Origin of the sequence: Kribbella sp. NBC_01484 (assembly GCF_036227145.1) — a bacterium.
Lineage (GTDB): Bacteria > Actinomycetota > Actinomycetes > Propionibacteriales > Kribbellaceae > Kribbella.
This window is the reverse complement of sequence record NZ_CP109437.1, coordinates 8368762-8388994: the sequence shown is the minus strand read 5'-3', so window position 1 is coordinate 8388994 and position 20233 is coordinate 8368762. Positions and strand designations below refer to the sequence as shown.

Genomic DNA, 20233 nt, shown 5'->3' with positions numbered 1-20233 from the left:
TGGTGAGACGACTAACCAGGTGTGTGTTTCGCCTGGCGCAACAGGGGAAGGAAGAAGCCCGATGAGACTGACCTGGGTGCAGCCGGAGGACTTGCTGCCGCACCAACTGGTCCAATCCCGGTCCGAAGGTGTCGACGTCACCGACGTCCAGGCGCGCTGGCTGACCGCCGGCGGCACGACCGACGCCCCGGCGTCGGGCGCCACCGACGAGCCGGCCGCACCCGAGCTGCGGGCACTGGCCAGGGAGCTGCTCGACGAGCTGGACGCGCGGACGGCGGCCTGGCATGAGCCGGTGATCCCCGACCTGCTGTCGCTAGGTCAGCCGGTCGACCTCGAGCAGCGGACGCTCTACGCCTGGCTCGGCCGCGCGGCCGGGAATCTGCTCGGCAAGGTGGTGGAGAAGATCCCGCGCGAGGGTATCCGGGAGATCCTGGAGACGTCGGGCCAGTGGCCGCTGACGCAGTACATCACCGCCATCGGCGTACCGGACGAGGTGCAGCGACGCTGGCCGTGGAACCGGCGGTCGGAGCCGACCAGCCTGCGCGAGGTCATCGACGGGATGCCCGAGGACGACGACCTCAACTTCGCGATCCTGGCGTTGCAGCTGCTGGAGCGGCACGGGTCGGAGCTGACCACCGAGGATGTGGCGCAGGCGTGGCTGAACGACCTTCCGGCCGGACGCGTGTTCACTGCCGAACGTGTTGCCTACCGCAACCTTCTCGACGGCGTCGAACCCGCGCGGGCCGCGCTGGTCGGCAATCCGTTCCGCGAGTGGATCGGCGCGCAGATCCGGACCGACGCCTACGGCTGGGCGCATCCCGGTGACCGCTCGGCCGCGGCCCGGCTCGCGCTGGTCGACGCCCGGCTGAGCCACACCGGTGCCGGTGTCGACGGCGCGCTCTGGGTCGCGGCGATGTCGGCCGCCGCGCTGGTGCTGGACTCGCCACGCGAAGTCGCGGTCGCCGGTCTCGATGTGGTGAGCCCAGACGGGGCGATCGCACGGGCCGTCTGGTTCGGGCTGGCCCTCGAGGACGTCAAGCTGGACGACGCGCTCGACGCCCTGCATGCGGAGTACGGCGACCTGCACTGGGTGCACGCGGTCAACAACACCGCGCTCACTGCCTACGCGCTGACTGCCCCGGACTTCGCCACCGCGGTCGGTCGCGCAGTGATGGGCGGGTGGGACACCGACTCGGTCGGCGCGACCGTTGGTGCGGTGTTTGGCGCGGTGCGCGGAGTTCCGGCAGAGTGGTCCACACCACTTGCGAACCGGATCGCCACGAGCCTTCCGGGAATGGATCAGATCGCATTCACCGAGCTGGCACGACGGACTGTGGAGGTGGCCCGGGGTGGAGCCTGAGGTTGTCGTTGTGGGCAGCGCGAACGTGGATCTGGTGCTCCCGGTCCAGCGGATCCCGCGCCCCGGCGAAACGGTGCTCGCGGGAGGCATGACCCGGGGGCCGGGCGGCAAGGGCGCCAACCAGGCGGTCGCGTCCGCGCGGGCCGGTGCCCGCACGGCGATGGTCGCCGCTCTTGGCGACGACGACGGCGGTGCCCTGCTCCGGGACGCCCTCGGCAGCTCCGGCGTCGACCTCTCCCTGGTCTCGGCCACGGCCACCCCGACCGGTACGGCGATCATCACGGTCGACGACAGCGGGGAGAACTCGATCGTCGTCGCCCCCGGCGCGAACGGCGAACTGTCCTTGTCCGCGGCCGCGACGGCGGTCGTCGGTGTGGCGAAGATCGTTCTTGCCCAGCTGGAGATCCCGTTCCCGACCGTCCAGGCGGCGGCTGCGGCGAGCTCGTACTTCATCCTCAACGCAGCCCCGGCCGCCGAGTTGGCCGACGAGTTGCTGGCCGATGTCGACCTGCTGGTGGTGAACGAGACCGAGGCCGAGGCGATCGCCGGCGCTGACCGGTCCGCGCTGCTGAAGAAGGTGCCGGCGGCGGTCGTCACCCTGGGTGCGGCCGGCGCGGTGATCCTGACGCGCGGTGACGACGAGATCGAGGTGCCCGGCGTACCGGTCGACGTGGTCGACACCACGGCCGCGGGTGACACGTTCTGTGGGGTGCTCGCGGCAACATTGGCTTCCGTGTCAGCTACCGGCGCGATCACGACCAGCGACCTGACGAATGCGGTCCGACGCGCTAACGTTGCTGCTTCATTGAGTGTTCAGGCAGCGGGGGCGATCTCCTCGGTGCCTCACGGGGAAGCTATCGACGCGCGTTATGCGGAGGTGTACCTGTGAATCCGCTCGAACCGCGGCCGATCGATCTACCCGCCATAGTGGATCTCGGCCTCCGGGTCGACCCGTCCTTCCTCGACGACGCCAAGATCCTCGGCGCCCCGGACGACCCGGCCGACCTGCCGCGGTGGCGCGCCAAGCTCGCGGAGTGGCTCGCCAGCGCCTACGAGCGCACGCCGTACGACGGCTCGCACTACGAGGTCCCCGGTCGGGAGTGGACCCAGACGGCGTACTCGGTGGCGCTCGTCTGGCTCTGGGACGACCAGCTGTACGACGTGGAGACCGGGACGTTCACGCCGGACAAGTTCGTCCAGCACGGCGTCGACGACTTCGGTGGGTACGACGCGGTCGTGCTGTGGCATGCGTATCCGGTGATCGGGATCGACTCGCGCAACCAGTTCGACTTCTACCGGGACGTGCCGGGGCTGCGGGAGTTGGTCGACGATCTGCACCGGCTCGGGTTGAAGGTGTTCTTCGACTACAACCCGTGGGATGTCGGCACCCGGCGAGCGGCCCGGTCGGACGCCGAGGAGTTCGCCGCGATGGTGACCGACTACGCCGTCGACGGGGTCTTCCTGGACACCTTGAAGGAGGGCGACCCGGCCTTCACCCGCGCGCTTCGTGCGGCGAATCCGGCGATCGCCCTCGAGGGCGAGTCGCGGTTGCCGATGGCAAGGATCGGGGATCACGCGCTGTCCTGGGCGCAGTGGTTCGCTGACACGCACACGCCGGGGGTTCTGCGGGCGCACCTGTTCGAGCGCCGGCACATGATGCACCACACCCGCCGGTGGAACCGGGACCACAGCGACGAGCTGCAGTCCGCCTGGGTCAACGGCGTCGGCATGCTGGTCTGGGAGTCGGTGTTCTCCGCCTGGGTCGGCTGGAACGCCCGCGACCGCGCGACCCTGCGCCGGATGGTCGCCGCGCAGCGCGCGTTCGCGCCGGTGCTGATCAACGGCGACTGGATCCAGCTGACCCCGGAGATCCCGGACAAGGCCCGGGAGCACGGCGTCTACGGTTCGCGGTTCGACCTGGCCGACATCACCTTCTGGACGCTGATCAACCGCGACGAGGAGGACTTCGAAGGCATCGTGCTGCGCTCGGAGGACCAGGTCGGCGACTGGTACGACGTGACGTCCGGGGTGCCGATCACCTCCGACGACGACGGCGTCCATCTGGTCGTGCCGGGGCGTGGCGTCGCCGGGATCATCCGGGTCGGCGCCACCGCGGGCTCGTCCTGCCGGGCGACCGCGCGCCGGCTGGGCACGATGCCGCGGCCGCACGTGAAGGACTCGGCGTTCCCGATGGCACCGGCCGAGCGGGTCGCGGTCCCGGCGGTCTCCGGTGACGCGTCCCTCGGCCCGGTGGTCGTCGTACCGGCGGGGGAGCGGGAGCTGACCGTCCGGCACCGGCGGCGCGAGACCGGGTTGTACGACCAGGCGCCGTACGTGGAGGAGTGGAAGCCACTGCCGCCGCGGCTGCACGACATCCGGACGGTCAAGCGTGAGGTGTCGCTGCCGGGGATCTCGGTCGCGATCACCGAGGTGACGAACGCGCAGTACGCCGAGTTCCTGGCCGCGACCGGGTACCGGCCGCGGATCGCCAACCGGTTCCTGCAGCACTGGGTGGATGGTGCGCCCGTCGCCGGGACCGAGGAGCACCCGGTGACGTACGTCGATCTGCCGGACGCGCGGGCGTACGCGGCGTGGCGGGGTGGGCGGTTGCCGACGGAGGACGAGTGGCAGGTCGCCGCGCTCGAGGCAGACTTCGCCCGTGCCGAGCCGCTGGTGTGGAACCTGACCGAGAGCGAGCATCGCGACGGGCGCAGCCGGTTCTGCATTCTCAAGGGCGGTTCGCACTATGTTGCCGAGGGCTCCGATTGGTACGCCGACGGTGGGCCGCAGGAGCCGGACGTGAGCTTCAAGCTGGTGCTGACCGGTGGTGGTCTCGATCGCTCCGAGGCCATCGGTTTCAGGTGCGCGGGATGAGACCTGCTCCGCTCGATGGTGTGAAGGTGCTCGAGGCGGCGACGCTGTTCGCGGGACCGCTGGCGGCGACGTTCCTGGGGGACTTCGGGGCCGACGTCACGAAGATCGAGCATCCGTCCCGGCCGGATGCCGCGCGGACCCATGGCGCGTCGAAGGACGGGGTCGGGTTGTGGTTCAAGACCCTCGGCCGGAACAAGCGGCTCGCGACCCTCGACCTGTCCCGCGGTCGCGATGTATTCCTCGAACTGGTTCGCTCGCACGATGTGCTCGTCGAGAACTTCCGGCCGGGGACCTTGGAGCGCTGGGGTCTCGGGCCTGACATATTGCTCGAGGCGAACCCGCGGCTGGTGATCGCGCGGGTGACCGCGTTCGGTCAGGTCGGGCCGTGGTCGGGACGGCCCGGGTTCGGGTCACTGGCGGAGGCGATGAGCGGGTTCGCGGCGGTCACCGGTGAGCCGGACGGGCCGCCGACGCTGCCGCCGTTCGGGCTGGCGGACGGGATCACCGCGCTCGCGACGGCGTACGCGGTGCTGGTCGCGCTGCGCGAGCGGGATCGGTCCGGGGCCGGGCAGGTGATCGACCTGGCGATCATCGAGCCGATCCTGATGATGCTGGGTGGCGGGATCACGGCGTACCAGCAGACCGGGTACGTCCAGCCCCGGCTCGGGAACCGCTCGTCGAACAACGCGCCGCGCAACGTCTACCAGACCGCGGACGGCCGGTGGGTCGCGGTGTCCACGAGCTCGCAGAGCATCGCCGAGCGGGTGGTGACGTTGGTCGGCAGGGCCGATCTGGTCGCCCAGCCGTGGTTCGCGACCGGGCGGGAGCGCGCTGAGCACGCCGACGAACTGGACGAGGCGGTCGGGTCGTGGATCGCGGAGCGGTCGCTGGACGAGGTGATGGCTGAGTTCGAGAAGGCCGAGGCCGCGGTCGGACCGGTGCACGACATCCGCGGCATCATGACCGATCCGCAGTACGCCGCTCTCGGCACGATCGTTGCCGTGGACGACGATGAGCTCGGCGGTCCCGTGCAGATGCAGAACGTGCTGTTCCGGCTGTCCGAATCGCCGGGGTCGATTCGGTGGGCCGGCCGGCCACATGGCGCGAACACCGACGAGGTGCTCGCCGAGATCGGTGTCACGCCGGAGCAGCTCGCAGCGTTGCGGGCCGCGGGCGTGGTCTGACCCGTTCGCTTGAGGGGGCGTTAGGTGCTGACGGCACTGTATGTTCCGGCCAACCGGCCGGACCGGTTCGCGAAGGCGGTTGCCGCGGGCCCCGATGTGGTGGTGTTCGACCTGGAGGACGCCGTACCGGTCGACGACAAGGCGGGCGCGCGCGGCTGGGCGGTCGCGTGGATCGCCGCGAACGCCCACGGGCCGGTGGAAGTTCGGGTGAATGCGCCGGGGACGCCGTGGATCGAGGACGATCTGGCCGCGGTGGCCGCCGTACCGTCGGTGCGGATCCGGCTGCCGAAGGTGGAGGGCGCGGCCGACGTATGCGCCGTCCTGGAAAAGGTGCCGACGGCAAGGATCACCGCGCTGATCGAGTCGCCGCTCGGGCTGGAGAAGGCGTTCGAGATCGCCACCGCGGATCCGCGAGTGGTCGCGGTCGCGCTCGGCGAGGCGGATCTGTCCAGTGCGCTGGGCGTGGACGGACCGGCGGGACTGGCGTGGGCGCGCGGGCGGCTGGTGTCGGCGTCCCGGGCCGCCGGTCTGGGCGCGCCGATGATGTCCGTGTTCCCGCGGGTGAACGACGACGAAGGCCTGCGCGCGTCCTGCCTGGAAGGGCGAGCGCTCGGGTTCGTCGGCCGTACGGCGATCCACCCGCGGCAGCTGGCGACGATCGTCGAGTGCTTCACGCCGACTCCCGGACAGATCGCCGAGGCCGAGGGTCTGCTCGCCGCGGTGGAGAAGGCCGGGGTCGCGGACGGTGGCGTCATCGTGCTGGCGGACGGCCGGATGGTCGATCCGGCGATGGTCGGGCGCGCCCGCGAGGTCACCACCCTGATGCGGGAGATCGAGTTAAGGTCGTAGGCATGCTGCCGCGCAGTGTTGATGCCGTGGTGATCGGCTCGGGGCCCAACGGGCTGGTGAGCGCGATCGCCCTCGCCGACGCGGGCTGGGACGTGCTGGTTCTGGAGGCCGCGGAGACCTTCGGCGGCGCGGTCCGATCGGTCGAGGACGACGGCTGGATCAGTGATCGTTTCAGTTCGAACTACCCGCTCGGCGTGGCCTCACCGGTGATCCGGGCGCTGGAACTGGAGAAGTTAGGGCTGAAATGGGCGCACGCGCCGTTACCGCTGGTGCATCTGCTCGACGCGGAGGACGGTACGGCGGTCGCGGTCCACCCGGATCCCGAGGGCACCGCGAAGTCGATCGGCGCCGACCACCCGGGTGACGGTGACGCATGGTTGCAGCTGTATCAGCAGTACGTCGCGATCCGTGAACCGCTGCTGAAGTCACTGCTCACCTCGTGGCCGCCGGTCGTGCCCGGGGTCCAGCTCGTGCGCAAGCTGGGGTCCGCGGGGGAGTTGCTGCGGTTCGCGCGGTTCATGGCGATGCCGATGCACCGGATGGGCCAGGAACTGTTCGCCGGTCCGCGCGGCGCGGCCGTGCTCGCGGGCAACGCCATGCACGCCGACGCGCCGATGTCGGGCAGCGTCAGCGGCACGATGGGCTGGTTGCTCGCGATGCTGGCCCAGGACGTCGGCTTCCCGGTCGCCGCCGGCGGGTCGTCATCCTTGTCGGCCGCCCTGGTCCGCCGGGCCGAACGCGCCGGAGCCCTGCTCGTCTCCGGTACGCCGGTCGCCGGGATCGACGTGTCCTCCGGACGGGTGACCGGCGTACGCACGGCATCGGGGGAGACTGTCGCAGTGAGCCGAGCCGTCATCGCGGACACGTCCGCGTCGGTGCTCTACCGCTCGCTGTTGCCGGATGCAACGATCCCGGCTGGGCTGCGGCGCGATCTGGACGAGCGGTTCGAGTGGGACTATCCGACGGTCAAGCTGAACTTCCGGCTGAGTGGATCGATCCCGTGGAAGTCGTCAGAGGCGCGATCGGCCGGTGTGGTCCATCTGGGCGGGACCGCGGACGATCTCGTCCACCTCTCCGCCGACCTCGACACCGGTCGGCTGCCGTCGCAACCGTTCCTGCTGATCGGCCAGACCACCAAGTCCGACCCGACCCGCTCACCCGCCGGCACCGAGGCGGTGTGGGCGTACTCGCATCTGCCGCGCGGGCTCGCGGACGACGAGTCCGCGGGCAAGCTGGCCGGCCGGATGGAGCGCGCCATCGAACGGTTCGCCCCCGGCTTCACGGACCTGATCATCTCCCGCGATCTGCAACGCCCCTCGGAGCTGGAGTCAGGCAACGCCGCTCTCGGCCTTGGCGCCGTTGGTGGCGGCACCATGCAACTCCACCAGCAGCTCGTCTTCCGCCCGACCATCGGCCTCGGCAGTCCACGCACCTTCGTCACCGGCCTCTACCTCGGCAGCTCCGCGATCCACCCCGGTGGCGGCGTCCACGGCGCCTGCGGCCACCTGGCCGCCCGCACCGCCCTCCGCGACGCCTCGCTCATCGGCCCCCTCACCCGCACCCTCCCCACCGCCACCCTCCGCTACCTCCAGCGTTGACCGCGGACACAAGTCCCGGCGGCGAACAGCTTGAGGGGATAGCCGGCTCTTGTGCTCGATGTGTGGGTGGCGTTCGGCCGGCTCGCCGTGTCGTGGTCGGCGTGCGGACCGCGGGTCCGATGACTTGAGACAGCTCGTGGTGGCCGGGGATGCGGACGAGGGCTGGGGGGTGTGCAAGTGTGCTCACGCCCCCCAACCACACCAAGGGCCGGGCACGACATCCCATCAGCGATCAAATCTCCCGGTCACCGGCAGGGGCACGATCTGTCGACAGGACTCAAACGGTCCAGGAGGTACAAGTGCTCACCCACCGGCGGCTTACCAGCCCCGAGTCTGCCCGACGGCGACCCGGTAACTCTCATTAGGAGGTGTCCGCCCTGACCCGGCCTGGCCGGCCGGGGTCAGGCGTGAACGCCTCGCCCGACCAGCACCCCTGGACGGACATCTCCTGTCGAGCTTGCACACCGGCCGACCTCGCTCACTTCACTCACACATCCAGCAGACGAGCCGGCTAACCCCTCAAGTTGTGGGGCCTTCATACGAGGGGAGAAGGGGCAACCTGCGGGGTTATCCGGCTCTTCTGCTCGATGTGGGTGATCGTCGGCCGGGTTTGCTGGTGGGATAGGGGCGATGTTCCCGCGCTCGCCCGCGAGCTCGGGCTCAAGGTCGGAAAGTTCGCCGCCGTCCCGGGGTGGGCAAGGAGGCAGGGTGGAGGGTGTGCAGACGCTGGGCCGGGCGGTCCCGGGGGGCTTGTTCCCCGCGGATCGGTCCACCTCTGGTGGGCTGGGACAGGTCGTGGTGGGCTGAGACAGGCAATTCCTTGTCCCAACCCACCACGACCCGTCCCAACCCACGACGACCCATCCCAACCCACGGCACCAACCCACGACGACCCATCCCAACCCACGGCACCAACCCACGGCCCCGGCCCACCGGCACCGGCCCACCGGCACCGGCCCACCGGCCCCGGCCCCGGCCCACCGGCCCCGGCCCACCGGCCCCGGCCCCGGCCCACCGGCCCCGGCCCACCGGCACCGGCCCACCGGCACCGGCCCACCGGCCCCGGCCCACCGGCACCGGCCCCGGCCCACCGGCCCCGGCCCACCGGCCCCGGCCCACGGCACCAACCCACGGCCCCGGCCCACCGGCACCGGCCCACCGGCACCGGCCCACCGGCCCCGGCCCCGGCCCACCGGCCCCGGCCCACCGGCCCCGGCCCCGGCCCACCGGCCCCGGCCCACCGGCACCGGCCCACCGGCACCGGCCCACCGGCACCGGCCCACCGGCCCCGGCCCACCGGCACCGGCCCCGGCCCACCGGCCCCGGCCCACCGGCCCCGGCCCACGGCACCAACCCACGGCACCAACCCACGGCACCGGCCCACCGGCCCCGGCCCCGATCCGCGCCCGGCGCTGTGGATCGGCGCGGACATGGTGCCGAGGGCGACCCATGTCATGGGTTGACGTCCCAGATGGTGGGTTGGCGCCCCGGAATCCGGTACGGCAACCCACCACATGAGACGTCAACCCACCAGATGCGCAAGCGGGCCGCTGACCGCCTGGGCGAGCGCCCGGGGCCACCCGCTGAGTCCGGACAGCTCAGGCCGCAACCCACCAGCTCGGGGGGCAACCCCGGCACTGGCGGCGCTGGGGATGAGGCTGGGGTGGTTAGGGTCGGGGGGTGCGACTGGATGAGGCGAGCTGTAGGGCGCGGGTGGCTGCTGCGCGGGTGGGGCGGTTGGCGACGGTCGGCGATGATCTGCGGCCGCACGTCGTGCCGGTGACGTACGCGGTGCATGGCGACCTCGTGTTCGTCGGGATCGATCAGAAGCCGAAGACGACGACCGATCTGAAGCGGTTGCGCAACATCGCGGCGAACGAGCGGGTCGCCGTCCTCGTCGACGAGTACGACGAGGACTGGACGCATCTGTGGTGGGTACGACTCGACGGGACCGCCCGGGTCCGGGCCGACGAGCCCGCTGCGATCGAGTTGCTGGCGGCGAAGTATCCGCAGTATGCGGGGGATCCGCCCCGTGGGCCGATGATCACGATCCACGTCGACGGCTGGACCGGCTGGTCGTACGCCTGACGCGTAAGGTGCAGCTGGGAGGTGTGGGATGAGTCAGGTGGAGGGGCTGCTGCGGGAGCTCGCGCCCCAGGTGCTCGGCTTCCTGGCCCGGCGGTACGGGCAGTTCGATCTGTGTGAGGACGCCGTACAGGAGGCGTTGCTGGCGGCCGCGACGCAGTGGCCCGCCGACGGCGTACCGGCGAATCCGCGCGGCTGGCTGATCACGGTCGCGACCCGACGGCTGACCGACCAGTTCCGCAGTGAGAGCGCGCGGCGTCGTCGGGAGGACACCGTCGCGGCGATGGCCGGGCCGGAGGAACTGGTTGCCCCGGGCGCCGATGTCGACTCGCCACCGGATGCCGACGACACGCTGACCCTGCTCTTCCTGTGCTGTCATCCGGCGGTCACGCCGGCGTCCCAGGTCGCGCTGACACTGCGCGCGGTCGGCGGTCTGACCACGGCCGAGATCGCCCGCGCGTTCATGGTGCCGGAGGCAACGATGGCGCCGCGGATCAGCCGGGCCAAGAAGAGCATCAAGGGGGCCGGCAGCCGGTTCGTGATGCCGCCCGAGGACGAGCGCGCCGACCGGCTGCGAGTTGTGCTGCAGGTCCTTTACCTGATTTTCAACGAGGGATACACGGCGACTTCGGGCGAGGAACTGCAGCGCGTCGAGCTGACTGCGGAGGCGATCCGGCTGGCCCGGATGCTGCGCTCGGCGCTGCCGGACGACGGCGAGGTCGCGGGTCTGCTGGCGTTGATGCTGCTGACGGACTCCCGGCGGGGGGCGCGCACCACCGCGGACGGTGGCCTGGTCCCGATCGACGACCAGGACCGCACGCTGTGGGACCGCGAGCAGATCGAGGAAGGTGCCGCGCTGATCCTGAGCACCCTGGCGCGAGGTGCTGTCGGCCCGTACCAGCTCCAGGCGGCGATCGCGGCGATCCATGCGGAGGCGCCGAGCGCCGAGGCGACCGACTGGCCGCAGATCCTGTCGTTGTACCTGCTGCTGGAGAAGCTCACGCCGAACCCGATGGTGACGCTCAACCGCGCGATCGCACTCGCCCAGGTCGAAGGACCGCAGGCCGGGCTGGACCTGCTGGCCACGCTCGACGATGACAAGAACATCACCGAGACCCACCGGCTGGACGCCGTTCGGGCGCATCTCTACGAGCGCGCGGGGGAGTTGGCGAAGGCCCACGAGCACTACCTGGCCGCGGCCCGCCGTACGACGAGCCTCCCGGAGCAGCGCTACCTGCAGGCGAAGGCCGACGCGATCACGGGATGAGCCGGTAGAAGCGAAACAGCAGGGTGTGGAACGGCAGTATCCGCGTCTCCTGGAATCCTGCCTCGGCGGCGTAGCGGTGCAGCGTTTCCGGACGCATCAGTGCGCCGGTCGCGGCCGATTCCGGGTCGCCCATCGCGTCCGGCAGGCAGGACATCAGGCTCCAGCCGTAGTGGTACCGCTCCAGCTCCGAGGCAGGCGCGGTGAACTCGTCCTCGACCAGTTCGTCGGCGATCAGAACCGAACCGCCCGGCGCGAGCATCGCCCGCGCGCTGCGCAGCGCCGCGACCGGCCGCGGCATGTCATGCACGGCCTCGAGAATCGTGACCAGGTCGAACCGGCCGCTGTAGGCCGGGTCGGCCGCGTCCGCGACCGAGAACCTGACCCGATCGGCCAGACCGGTCTCCTCGGCATGCCGGCTCGCCGCGGCGATCGCGTCCTCGTCGAGGTCGAGCCCGTGCACGGTGATCCGCGGATACGCCTGGGCCATGGCGATCGACGACCACCCGGTGCCGCAGGCGAAGTCGGCGACCCGGGCGGGTGGCTCGGCGCGCAGCCGCCGGTCGATCTCGGGGATGGCCGGCAGCCATTCCTTACCTAGCAGGTTCAGGTAGGTCGGCCGGTTGAACTCCGCCCGTCCTTCGGGTTCCCAGGGCTGATGCGGGGGTGCGCCGCCGGTGCGGAACGCCTCGACGAGATCCGGCAGCATCCGGGCCGCGCGAGCGAGTTCCACTCCCTTGTACGCGTGGTACTCGACGGCGTCCGGATCGGCCAGCACCGGGATGTGCTCGGGTGGCAGGTGGTAGCACCGCTCGGTGGGTGCCGCAGCGGTGTCATCGACGTCGATCAGTCCACTGGCGGCGTGGTGCTCGAGCCATTCGCGAATGTAGCGCTCGGCGGTCCCGGTTCGTTCGGACAGCTCGACCGACGTGGAGGGGCCGTGGTCCGCGAGCGACTGATACAGGCCCAGGCGTTCGCCGAGGTAGATGGAGTAGATCTCGAGCGCCGCACCGGCGTTCCGGAAGAGCCGCTCGACGAGTGCGTTGGTCCGGTCATCCGTCGTACTCATGGCTGGATGGTACGGCGATCGCGCTGCTGAGGAGATCGTGGCGGATCCTCATCCGGCCGAAGAAGTCACCGATTCACTGCCATGCGCCTGCCGGTCTCGTGGGATTCGATCGCGGCCAGGGCGAGCCCGAGTGCGCGGCGGCCGGCCCGGGCGTGGATCGGTGGCGCGCCGCCGGCGCGAAGGGCGTCGAGGATCGCGTCGACGTGGCGGTCGAACGTGCCGGCGAAGTAGCGGGCCTCGTCGTCGAAGTAGCCGGAGTGCCAGCGACGTTCGACATCGTCTCCGGTGCGCGAGAACGTCAGGGCGCGGACGGTGTCGTGGATGACCAGACGACCCTCGGTGCCGTTGATCTCTACGCGTTGCGTGTCGGGATAGGCGTACGACGAGTCGTAGCTGCCGAGCATCGTGCCGACCGCGCGGTTCTCGAAGTCCAGCGCCAGCGCGATGGTGCTGAACGCGCCGTACGTCTTGTCGGTCATGTGTGCGGAGACGGTGGAGATGGGGCCGACGAGATGCTCGAGCATGTCGAACCCGTGGCACTGGGTCTCGATCAGGTTGGCGTGCGGCGAGTTGCCGTGGTTGGCCTCGCCGCCGAACCGCCAGGTCGCGAACACCGGCTCACCGAGCTCGCCCGCGTCGATCAGCGCCTTCGCCCGCTGGACGGGTTCGGCGTACCGGTGGTTGAAGTTGATGGCGAAGAAGCGCTCACCGGCCTCGGCGAGCAGGGTGTCGGCCTCGGTGAGGTCGAAGACGAGCGGCTTCTCGACCAGCAGCGGTACGCCGGTGCGCACCAGCTTCAGCGTGACGTCGTAGTGGTCCTCGTTCGGCAGGCAGACGGTGATCAGGTCCGGTTGCTCGTGACGCAGCATCAGGTCGAGATCGGTGTACGGCGTGGCGCCGTACCGCTCGGCTCGGGCCCGGGTCCGCTCGGGCGTTCGGCCGGCGACCGCGCACAGCTCGGTGTCCTCGCGGCGGGAGAAGATGCGCGCATGCTGTTCGCCCCAGCCGCCGGCGCCGACCACGGCGACACGAAGTCGCTCGGTCATGAGGCGGCGTCCTGGGTGACGACGACCTTGCCGGTCTCGCCGGACAGGAACAGCCGGAACGCCTCGCCGATGTCGGCGACCGGGAAGCGGTGACTGATCACCCGGCCGATCAGCTCCTGGTTGGCCTGCAGGAGTACGAGGTTGCCGGCCATCTCGTCGTACCGGAAGTACTCGCTGCCGAGGATCGCGTGCTCGGGTGCGATCAGGTCCCTCGACACATCGATGGTGACCGTCTCGCCGTGGCCGACGCAGATGAGTGCGCCGCGTCGGCCGAGGATGTCGAGGGCGGCGCGGCGGGCGACCTTCTTACCTGACGAGTCGAACGCGATGTCAGGGCTCCCCGCCGCGCCGACGTCATCCGCGAGTACTGGGATGGCTCCGAACGACTCGGCGAAGTCGAGGCGCCAGCGGGCGATGTCGGAGATGTACACCGGGACGTCGGCGCCGTACCGGAGCCTGCTCATCACCGCGAGACCGATCCCGATCGGCCCGGCGCCGGCGATGTAGACGCTCTCGATGTCCGGCCGGATCAGGGCCGCGCGGCCGAGGGCGTGACTGCTGGTGCCCATCACGTCCAGCAGCATGGTCGCGGTGCCGATCTCGATGTCGTCGCTGATCGGGAAGAAGTTCGTCTCGTGCACGAGCTCGAACGGGCCGTAGCCGCCGTCGTGGGTGAAGCCCATGTCCGCTCGCTTGGCCAGACACTGATTGGTTGCGCCGAGCAAGCAGCTGCGGCACTCGCCGCAGTAGTCCATCAGGAACACGGCGCCGCGGGTACCGGCCGGGACGCGGGTGCCTTCGCCGGCGACGAGCACGGTGCCGGCGGCTTCGTGACCGGGTACGACGCCGGAGCCGCCGAAGTACTGGTCGCGGTCGGTGCCGCAGAGGGCGTTGGCCTGGACGGCGAGCAGGAGCTGGCCGGGACCGGGGTCGGGGTAGGAGTGGTCCGCGAAGTCGATGCGGCCGCCTCCGGTGAACACAGGGGCGAGGGCTGTACGTGTCATGATCACCGGAATTTACTACGTAGCAAATGCTGGCAACAAGAGGTTGTGGCCCTTCGGCTTCAGACGGCGGTACTCTCGCGGAGGCGCAGCTCGTAGCCGGCCATCCGGTGCTGGGGAACCCGCGGCTCGTCCGCGCCGAACTGTTCCTCGAGCAGGTCCAGCGCCATGCCCGCGAGGTCGTCGAGCAGTGGCGCGACCGTGCTGAGCGACGGCGTGGACAGACTCGACTCGACGATGTCGTCGAAGCCGATGACCGACATCTCACCCGGTACGTCGACGCCCGCACGCAGCAGCGCCCGGATGGCACCGAGGGCGGCCGAGTCGTTCATCGCGAAAATGCCGTCAGGTCTGAGAGCTCCGCTGGTCAGGAGTGCGGTCATCGCGTCCGCGGCTGCGGCCGTCGTCCAGTCGCAGTCGAGCAGCAGGTCAGGATCGAGCTCGGCTCCAGCCTTCTTCAGCGCGGCCTGATAACCCTGGCGGCGAAGCTGATAGGACCGCTTGGGTCCGTGGTTCGCGCCGAGCAGCAGGATCCGTCGCCGTCCGGAGTCGATCAAATGGGAGACCGCGGCCTGGGCTGCCTCGCGGTTCTTGATGCCGACGTGGTCGATCTCGCTGCCCGGTTCGCGGTCGCCGACCAGGACCACGGGGTACTTGCGATCTCGCAGCCGGTGCTCGTCCGCGCGGCCCAGCGCCACCGCGCTCATGATCAGGCCGTCGGTGACGACGTCGCCGCCACCACGCAGCAGCTCTACCTCGGCCTCGTGGTGTCCCCCGGTGGTTTCGACCAGAACCGTCGTACCCCTCTGCTGGGCTGCCGCGATGACGGCCTCGGCGAGGTCGGCGAAGTACCGCTCGCGGAAGGTGGGGACGGCTAGGGTCACCGTGCCGGTGCGGCCGGTACGGAGTCGCCGGGCGGCGGTGTTCGGCCGGTAGCCGAGGGCGTCGAGGCTTGCCTGCACACGGGCGCGGGTGGCGGGGGAGACGTGCACGTAGTTGTTGACCACGTTGGAGACGGTGCGCTGCGAGACACCCGCGTGGCGGGCGACGTCGGACATGCTGACCGCCACTGCCTGCTCCAGCCTCGATCGAGCCACTCGGTGAGCGGTCAGGCTATCTCACCCGGCTGTGGGCCGGCTCACGTGACTCAGGTTGTAACTTCGGTTTACAGTTGCGGTATGAGCCTTCAGGAGCGGACACGCGGCCGCCGCGACGCGATCGGAGTCGGGGTCGCGTGGTTGAACCGGCTGGCGAAGTCGCGGACGATCGACCGGTTCGGGCTGCGGAAGCAGACCGAGCGGGTGGTATTCGAAGCGACCAAGACCGGCTTCCGGACGGCCGGCGCGCTGACCCGGCGTTTCGCCGCCGCGTCGAAGCTCGCCGCGCCGTCGCGGCTGCCGGCGGCGCGCGGGACCGGGAAGTTCGACCTGACGCCGACCGAGGACCAGCAGATGGTGGTCGACGTCGTCCGCGAGTTCGCCGCGGAGGTACTGCGTCCTGCGGCCGCGACTGCGGACACGGCCTGTGTGACTGACGACAGTGTGCTGTCCTCGTCCGCCGAGCTCGGGTTGACCCTGATCGAGGTGCCGGAGGAGCTCGGTGGCATCGTGAGCGAGCGGTCGGCGATGACCGGCGTACTGGTGGCCGAGGCGATGGCGCATGGCGACATGGGTCAGGCGGTCGCGTGCCTGGCGCCGGCGGCCGTGAGTACGGCGATCTCGTTGTGGGGCGATGAGACGCAGCAGGCGACGTACCTGCCGGCCTTCACGGGTTCGTCCGTGCCGGCGGCGGCGCTGGCTCTCTTGGAACCTCGGCCGCTGTTCGATCCCTTTGTCTTGCAGACGCGTTGGGCCGGCGGGCGGTTGAACGGCGTGAAGTCGTTGGTGCCGCGCGGCGCCTCGGCGGAGTTGTTCGTGATCGCGGCGCAGGTCGAGTCGTCCCGGCCGGCGTTGTTCCTGGTGGAGTCCGATCATCCCGGGGTGACGATCGAGGCCGAACCGTCGATGGGTTTGCGTGCGGCGTCGCTGAGCCGGGTGATCCTGGAGGACGTGCCGGCCGTGCAACTGGGGACGTTCGAGGACTATGCCGAGTGCGTCCGGCTGTCCCGGCTCGGGTGGTGTGCCCTGTCCCTCGGTACGGCGAAGGCTGTGCTCGACTACGTCACGCCGTATGTGAACTCGAGGACCGCTTTTGGTGAGCCGATCAGTCACCGGCAGTCGGTGGCCTTCATGGTGGCGAACATCGGGATCGAGCTGGAGGGGATGCGGCTGGTGACGTACCGGGCCGGATCGCGTGCTGAGCAAGGGCTTCCGTTCGCCCGTGAGGTCGCGCTGGCGCGGCGGTTGTGCACGGACAAGGGCATGCAGATCGGGACCGACGGCGTACAGCTGCTCGGTGGGCACGGCTTCGTGAAGGAGCATCCGGTGGAACGGTGGTACCGCGACCTGCGGGCCATCGGCGTGATGGAAGGCGCGGTGCTGGTCTGATGATCAACCTGGAGACACCCCGGAAGTTCCGTGCCCTCGTCAACCAGGCGCACCAGGTCGCGGCCGAGATGCTGCGGCCGAACTCGCGCAAGTACGACCTGGCCGAGCACGAGTACCCGGTCGAGCTGGACATGCTGGCGGCAATGGTCGACGGATTAGGTGCCTCGGGCACCGGTTCCGGTGCGGGTGCTTCCGGGGTACGCCGTACCGCTTCGGCTGAAGGCGTCGTCAATGGATCGAACCTGTCGTCGGTGCTGTCGATCATGGAGATGTGCTGGGGCGATGTCGGGCTGCTGCTGTCGATGCCGCGGCAAGGACTCGGTAACTCGGCGATCGCGTCCGTCGCCTCCGAGGAGCAGTTGCGTCGGTTCGACGGTGTGTGGGCGGCGATGGCGATCACCGAGCCGGGGTGTGGATCGGATTCGGCGAACATCCGGACGACCGCTCGGCTGGACGGGGACTCGTACGTGCTGGATGGCGAGAAGATCTTTGTGACCGCTGGTGGGCGGTGTGATGCCGTCGTGGTGTGGGCGACTCTGGATCGCTCCTTGGGCCGCGCTGCGATCAAGTCCTTCGTGGTCATGAAGGACACCCCCGGACTGTCGGTAGAGCGGCTCGACCACAAGCTCGGGATCCGCGCGTCGGACACTGCGACGATCCGGCTGGAGAACTGCCGCGTGCCTCGGTCGAATCTGCTGGGATCGCCTGACATCGACAAGGGTTTTGCGAGTGTCATGCAGACGTTCGACAACACCCGCCCACTGGTCGCCGCGATGGCCGTCGGCTGCGCGCGTGCCTCACTCGAACTCACCCGCTCGTTGCTGGCGGAGGCGGGCGTCGAGGTCGACTACGACCACCCGGTCCACCTCCAGCCGGCGGCGGCCGCGTCGTACCTCTCGATGGAGGCCGACTGGGAAGCCGCCTACCTGCTGACCCTGCAAGCCGCCTGGATGGCCGACAACGGTCAACCGAACTCCCTCCAAGCCTCCATGGCCAAAGCCAAGGCCGGCCGCACCGCCAACGACATCACCCTCCGCTGCATAGAACTGACCAGCACCCTCGGCTACTCAGAACACCAACTCCTCGAAAAGTGGTCAAGAGACTCAAAAATCCTCGACATCTTCGAGGGAACCCAGCAGATCCAGCAGTTGATCGTGGCCCGCCGCCTCCTCGGCAAGACCTCCACCGAGCTGAAATAGGTCTGCCCATAAGAGAATCCCGCCACCTCCGCTGCTCCTCAAAGCAGGTGGGGACCTGTGCTGGGGTCCTCGAAATCAGGCCCGGGATGTCCCTGCTCCGTCAGCCGCGAAGCAAGCCGCTCAAGCCGGCGATCCACTGCCTGCCGGGCGCGGTCGTAGGACGACGGGAGCATGTGGGTGTACATCTGCAGCGTGAATCCCGGATCGTAGTGACCGAGGTACTCGGAGAGCTCCTTGATGTTGACACCATCCGCCAGGGTGATGCTGGCACGGTACTGGCGCAACGCGTGCAGGCCGGTCGTGCGGTCTGTCTTGCGGCGACGACCTCGCTTGTCCTTGACGGGTGGCGGGATGACACCAGCCGTCGCGAGTGCCGGCTTCCAGACCACCAGGTCGTACAGACGCGCGGAGCTGCTTGCCGTCCGACCAGGTGAAAAGCAGAGTGTGGTCCTGGATCTGTCCGTCGAGCCGCTCCCACGGCAGTGAGATTGTAGTCGCACCGAAACGATCGATGTGCTCCTTGACAGACCTCGAAAGGAGCGTTGCCGCAAGCCGTACCGGGACAACCTCGAACAGTGGCGCCAGATCGGCAGGCGCTACGGTCGTATACCTGCATGTGTCGCCTACTCGGTGGCGTGGACTGTGCCGGGCCAGGAAAACAAGGTCGACACCACGAACGTGCCCTCGGCCACGTGGTGGGAGACCTGGAATTCGAGGTGGACGAAGCCGACATCGTCGGGAGTGAACACATGGGTGCTGTAGCTGCGGTCGGTGGTGACGCGGCGGTCCACCCCAGCACGCCAATCGGTTGCAGCGGTGGCGGGGAAGCCCCACTCGGCTGCGTACTCGGCGATGAGCCGCTGGGTGGCATCGGGGTCGAGACCGGCCGCCGGTGGCTGCACCATCAGCCGGTCGGGATCGCTCACCGGTGTCGAACTCAGCATCACCGTCTCCGCCGCCTGCGTGCGGTACACCCGCCCGCCTGGCAGCAGCACGCTGAGATCGAATGGCCGGCGGTTGGGATTCATCCAGACCCGGCTGTCCGCGTCCGCGTCGAACCCGGCCGAGTCGCGGCTAGGTGGGCTCCTGAGATCGATCGTCCGATCCTCGGTCAAGGCCTGAGTCAGTGGCTTCGCCGGCGGGATCGCGGAGACGCCTCCAGTTCGTCCCGCGCTGACGTCCACGTCCCACCGTGTGAGAGCACCGGCGATCAGGGGGCCGGCGCGTTCGAGGAGCCGCTGGCCGACCGCGCGCTCGGACACCGGGGTGCCGGCCAGCTTGCGTGCCTCATCCGCGCGGTCCCGGACGAACGCGAGGTACTTCGGCAGCGTGTCGTCCTCGATCAGCTTCCAGCGGTTGGCGAACACGGCGATGTTCCCGTTGGCCAGCGGTGTCCGCACGCTTATCACGCCTCGCGGCAGGCGCGCGACCAGCGCGAGCGGGAACCGCTCGGGGAAGGAGTGGACACCGGGTATCGATGGTGCCCCGACGAGCGTCAGCAGATACGTGAACAGCGCGCCTTCCGGCCGATCGTGCCGCAGCATCTGCAGGTAGAAACGGTCGATGATGTCGAACTGCTCGCGGAACAGCAGGGTGCGGTTACCGCGATCGATCAGCGTCGCATCGTTCGTCGCCTGACCGCGGTCGATGTCCCGCCAGGCCTCGAGAGTGGCCACATCGATGATTCGCAGCTGGTAGAGCTCCTGGATCTTGGGCAGACCGCCGGCGACGTATGCCTCGTGCATCGTCGCCTGGTCCTCGAAGATCTTTCGCTGCATCCGGAGGAATGTCGTGGCATAGAAACCCAGATCGGCCACGCTGTGCTCGGTGAGGCGTCTGATCGGCCGCCCGAACACAGCCACGGCCATCTTGCGGGCGGTGTCCGGTAGAAATCCGAGATCCTTGAATCCGGCGTAGAACGATGGGCCGATCAGGCTCGCCATCCCGGCCCACTCGAGGTGCGAGTGCTCGACGAACAGTTTGCCGTAGTAGTCGTAGACAGCCTCGACCGTCCGCCGGTTCGCGGCGAAGCCACGGGCCGGCCGCCACGTCGCCCGATCGATCCCCGCGCTCTTGAGCGCACGATCGAGCCAGGCCTCCTTCACCACATGGGCTTCCACAGACATTTCGTCCCCCGGACGTCACACGCTGATCAGACCCCGCACCACCTCACGCGCCCCAGGATCCGGCATGACAGCCGCACTCCGGCCACCGCCCC

Annotated in this window: 16 protein-coding genes; 10 read left to right on the top strand and 6 right to left on the bottom strand. The window is 69.6% G+C overall.

The window, feature by feature from the left end:
* The first annotated feature begins 61 nt into the window (after positions 1-61).
* From OG555_RS40475 to OG555_RS40440, 8 genes are all read left to right on the top strand, one after another.
* Positions 62-1360: an ADP-ribosylglycohydrolase family protein gene (locus OG555_RS40475; RefSeq protein WP_329479123.1), complete on the top strand. Its 1299-nt coding sequence runs from the start codon at positions 62-64 to the stop codon at positions 1358-1360.
* Positions 1350-2249 carry a ribokinase gene (locus OG555_RS40470; protein WP_329479120.1) on the top strand — a complete coding sequence of 300 codons (900 nt, stop codon included), beginning with the start codon at positions 1350-1352 and terminating at the stop codon, positions 2247-2249. The genes OG555_RS40475 and OG555_RS40470 overlap by 11 nt, the downstream gene beginning before the upstream one ends.
* Complete coding sequence (locus OG555_RS40465; RefSeq protein ID WP_329479117.1) at positions 2246-4234, top strand: SUMF1/EgtB/PvdO family nonheme iron enzyme; 1989 nt, start codon at positions 2246-2248, stop codon at positions 4232-4234. Before OG555_RS40470 ends, OG555_RS40465 begins: the two co-directional genes overlap by 4 nt.
* Complete coding sequence (locus OG555_RS40460) at positions 4231-5418, top strand: CaiB/BaiF CoA transferase family protein (protein WP_329479114.1); 1188 nt, start codon at positions 4231-4233, stop codon at positions 5416-5418. The genes OG555_RS40465 and OG555_RS40460 overlap by 4 nt, the downstream gene beginning before the upstream one ends.
* 24 nt (positions 5419-5442) lie before the next feature.
* On the top strand, positions 5443-6267 hold the full coding sequence (locus tag OG555_RS40455; RefSeq protein ID WP_329479111.1) for an HpcH/HpaI aldolase/citrate lyase family protein: 825 nt from the start codon (positions 5443-5445) through the stop codon (positions 6265-6267).
* A gap of 2 nt (positions 6268-6269) precedes the next feature.
* Positions 6270-7865 (top strand): phytoene desaturase family protein, encoded by a 1596-nt coding sequence (locus OG555_RS40450; RefSeq protein WP_329479109.1) that lies wholly within the window; start codon positions 6270-6272, stop codon positions 7863-7865.
* Positions 7866-9545: 1680 nt separating this feature from the next.
* Positions 9546-9953 carry a TIGR03668 family PPOX class F420-dependent oxidoreductase gene (locus OG555_RS40445; protein ID WP_329479108.1) on the top strand — a complete coding sequence of 136 codons (408 nt, stop codon included), beginning with the start codon at positions 9546-9548 and terminating at the stop codon, positions 9951-9953.
* Positions 9954-9981: 28 nt separating this feature from the next.
* Positions 9982-11217, top strand: coding sequence for an RNA polymerase sigma factor (locus tag OG555_RS40440; RefSeq protein WP_329479106.1), 1236 nt, complete (start codon positions 9982-9984; stop codon positions 11215-11217).
* Here the strand turns inward: OG555_RS40440 and OG555_RS40435 are convergent.
* The 4 genes from OG555_RS40435 to OG555_RS40420 form a co-directional block, all read right to left on the bottom strand.
* Positions 11207-12283: a class I SAM-dependent methyltransferase gene (locus tag OG555_RS40435; RefSeq protein WP_329479103.1), complete on the bottom strand. Its 1077-nt coding sequence runs from the start codon at positions 12281-12283 to the stop codon at positions 11207-11209. The two genes, OG555_RS40440 and OG555_RS40435, sit on opposite strands and share 11 nt — an antisense overlap.
* A 65-nt stretch (positions 12284-12348) precedes the next feature.
* Complete coding sequence (locus OG555_RS40430; RefSeq protein ID WP_329479100.1) at positions 12349-13329, bottom strand: Gfo/Idh/MocA family protein; 981 nt, start codon at positions 13327-13329, stop codon at positions 12349-12351.
* On the bottom strand, positions 13326-14333 hold the full coding sequence (locus tag OG555_RS40425) for an alcohol dehydrogenase catalytic domain-containing protein (RefSeq protein ID WP_329479098.1): 1008 nt from the start codon (positions 14331-14333) through the stop codon (positions 13326-13328). Before OG555_RS40425 ends, OG555_RS40430 begins: the two co-directional genes overlap by 4 nt.
* A gap of 59 nt (positions 14334-14392) precedes the next feature.
* Entirely contained in the window at positions 14393-15400 is a 1008-nt protein-coding gene (locus OG555_RS40420) for a LacI family DNA-binding transcriptional regulator (protein ID WP_329479096.1), read from the bottom strand.
* 108 nt (positions 15401-15508) lie between these two features.
* Here OG555_RS40420 and OG555_RS40415 point away from each other — a divergent pair, with 108 nt between their 5' ends.
* Together OG555_RS40415 and OG555_RS40410 are read left to right on the top strand one after the other, a co-directional pair.
* On the top strand, positions 15509-16816 hold the full coding sequence (locus OG555_RS40415) for an acyl-CoA dehydrogenase family protein (protein WP_329479093.1): 1308 nt from the start codon (positions 15509-15511) through the stop codon (positions 16814-16816).
* A complete protein-coding gene (locus OG555_RS40410) occupies positions 16816-18015 on the top strand; it encodes an acyl-CoA dehydrogenase family protein (RefSeq protein WP_329479090.1) in 1200 nt (399 codons plus the stop codon). The genes OG555_RS40415 and OG555_RS40410 overlap by 1 nt, the downstream gene beginning before the upstream one ends.
* A gap of 38 nt (positions 18016-18053) precedes the next feature.
* Here the strand turns inward: OG555_RS40410 and OG555_RS40405 are convergent, their stop codons facing one another.
* A complete protein-coding gene (locus OG555_RS40405) occupies positions 18054-18404 on the bottom strand; it encodes a hypothetical protein (protein ID WP_329479087.1) in 351 nt (116 codons plus the stop codon).
* Between the two features lie 234 nt (positions 18405-18638).
* Positions 18639-20141, bottom strand: a complete 1503-nt coding sequence (locus OG555_RS40400) for a hypothetical protein (protein WP_329479085.1) — start codon at positions 20139-20141, stop codon at positions 18639-18641.
* Positions 20142-20233 lie beyond the last annotated feature (92 nt).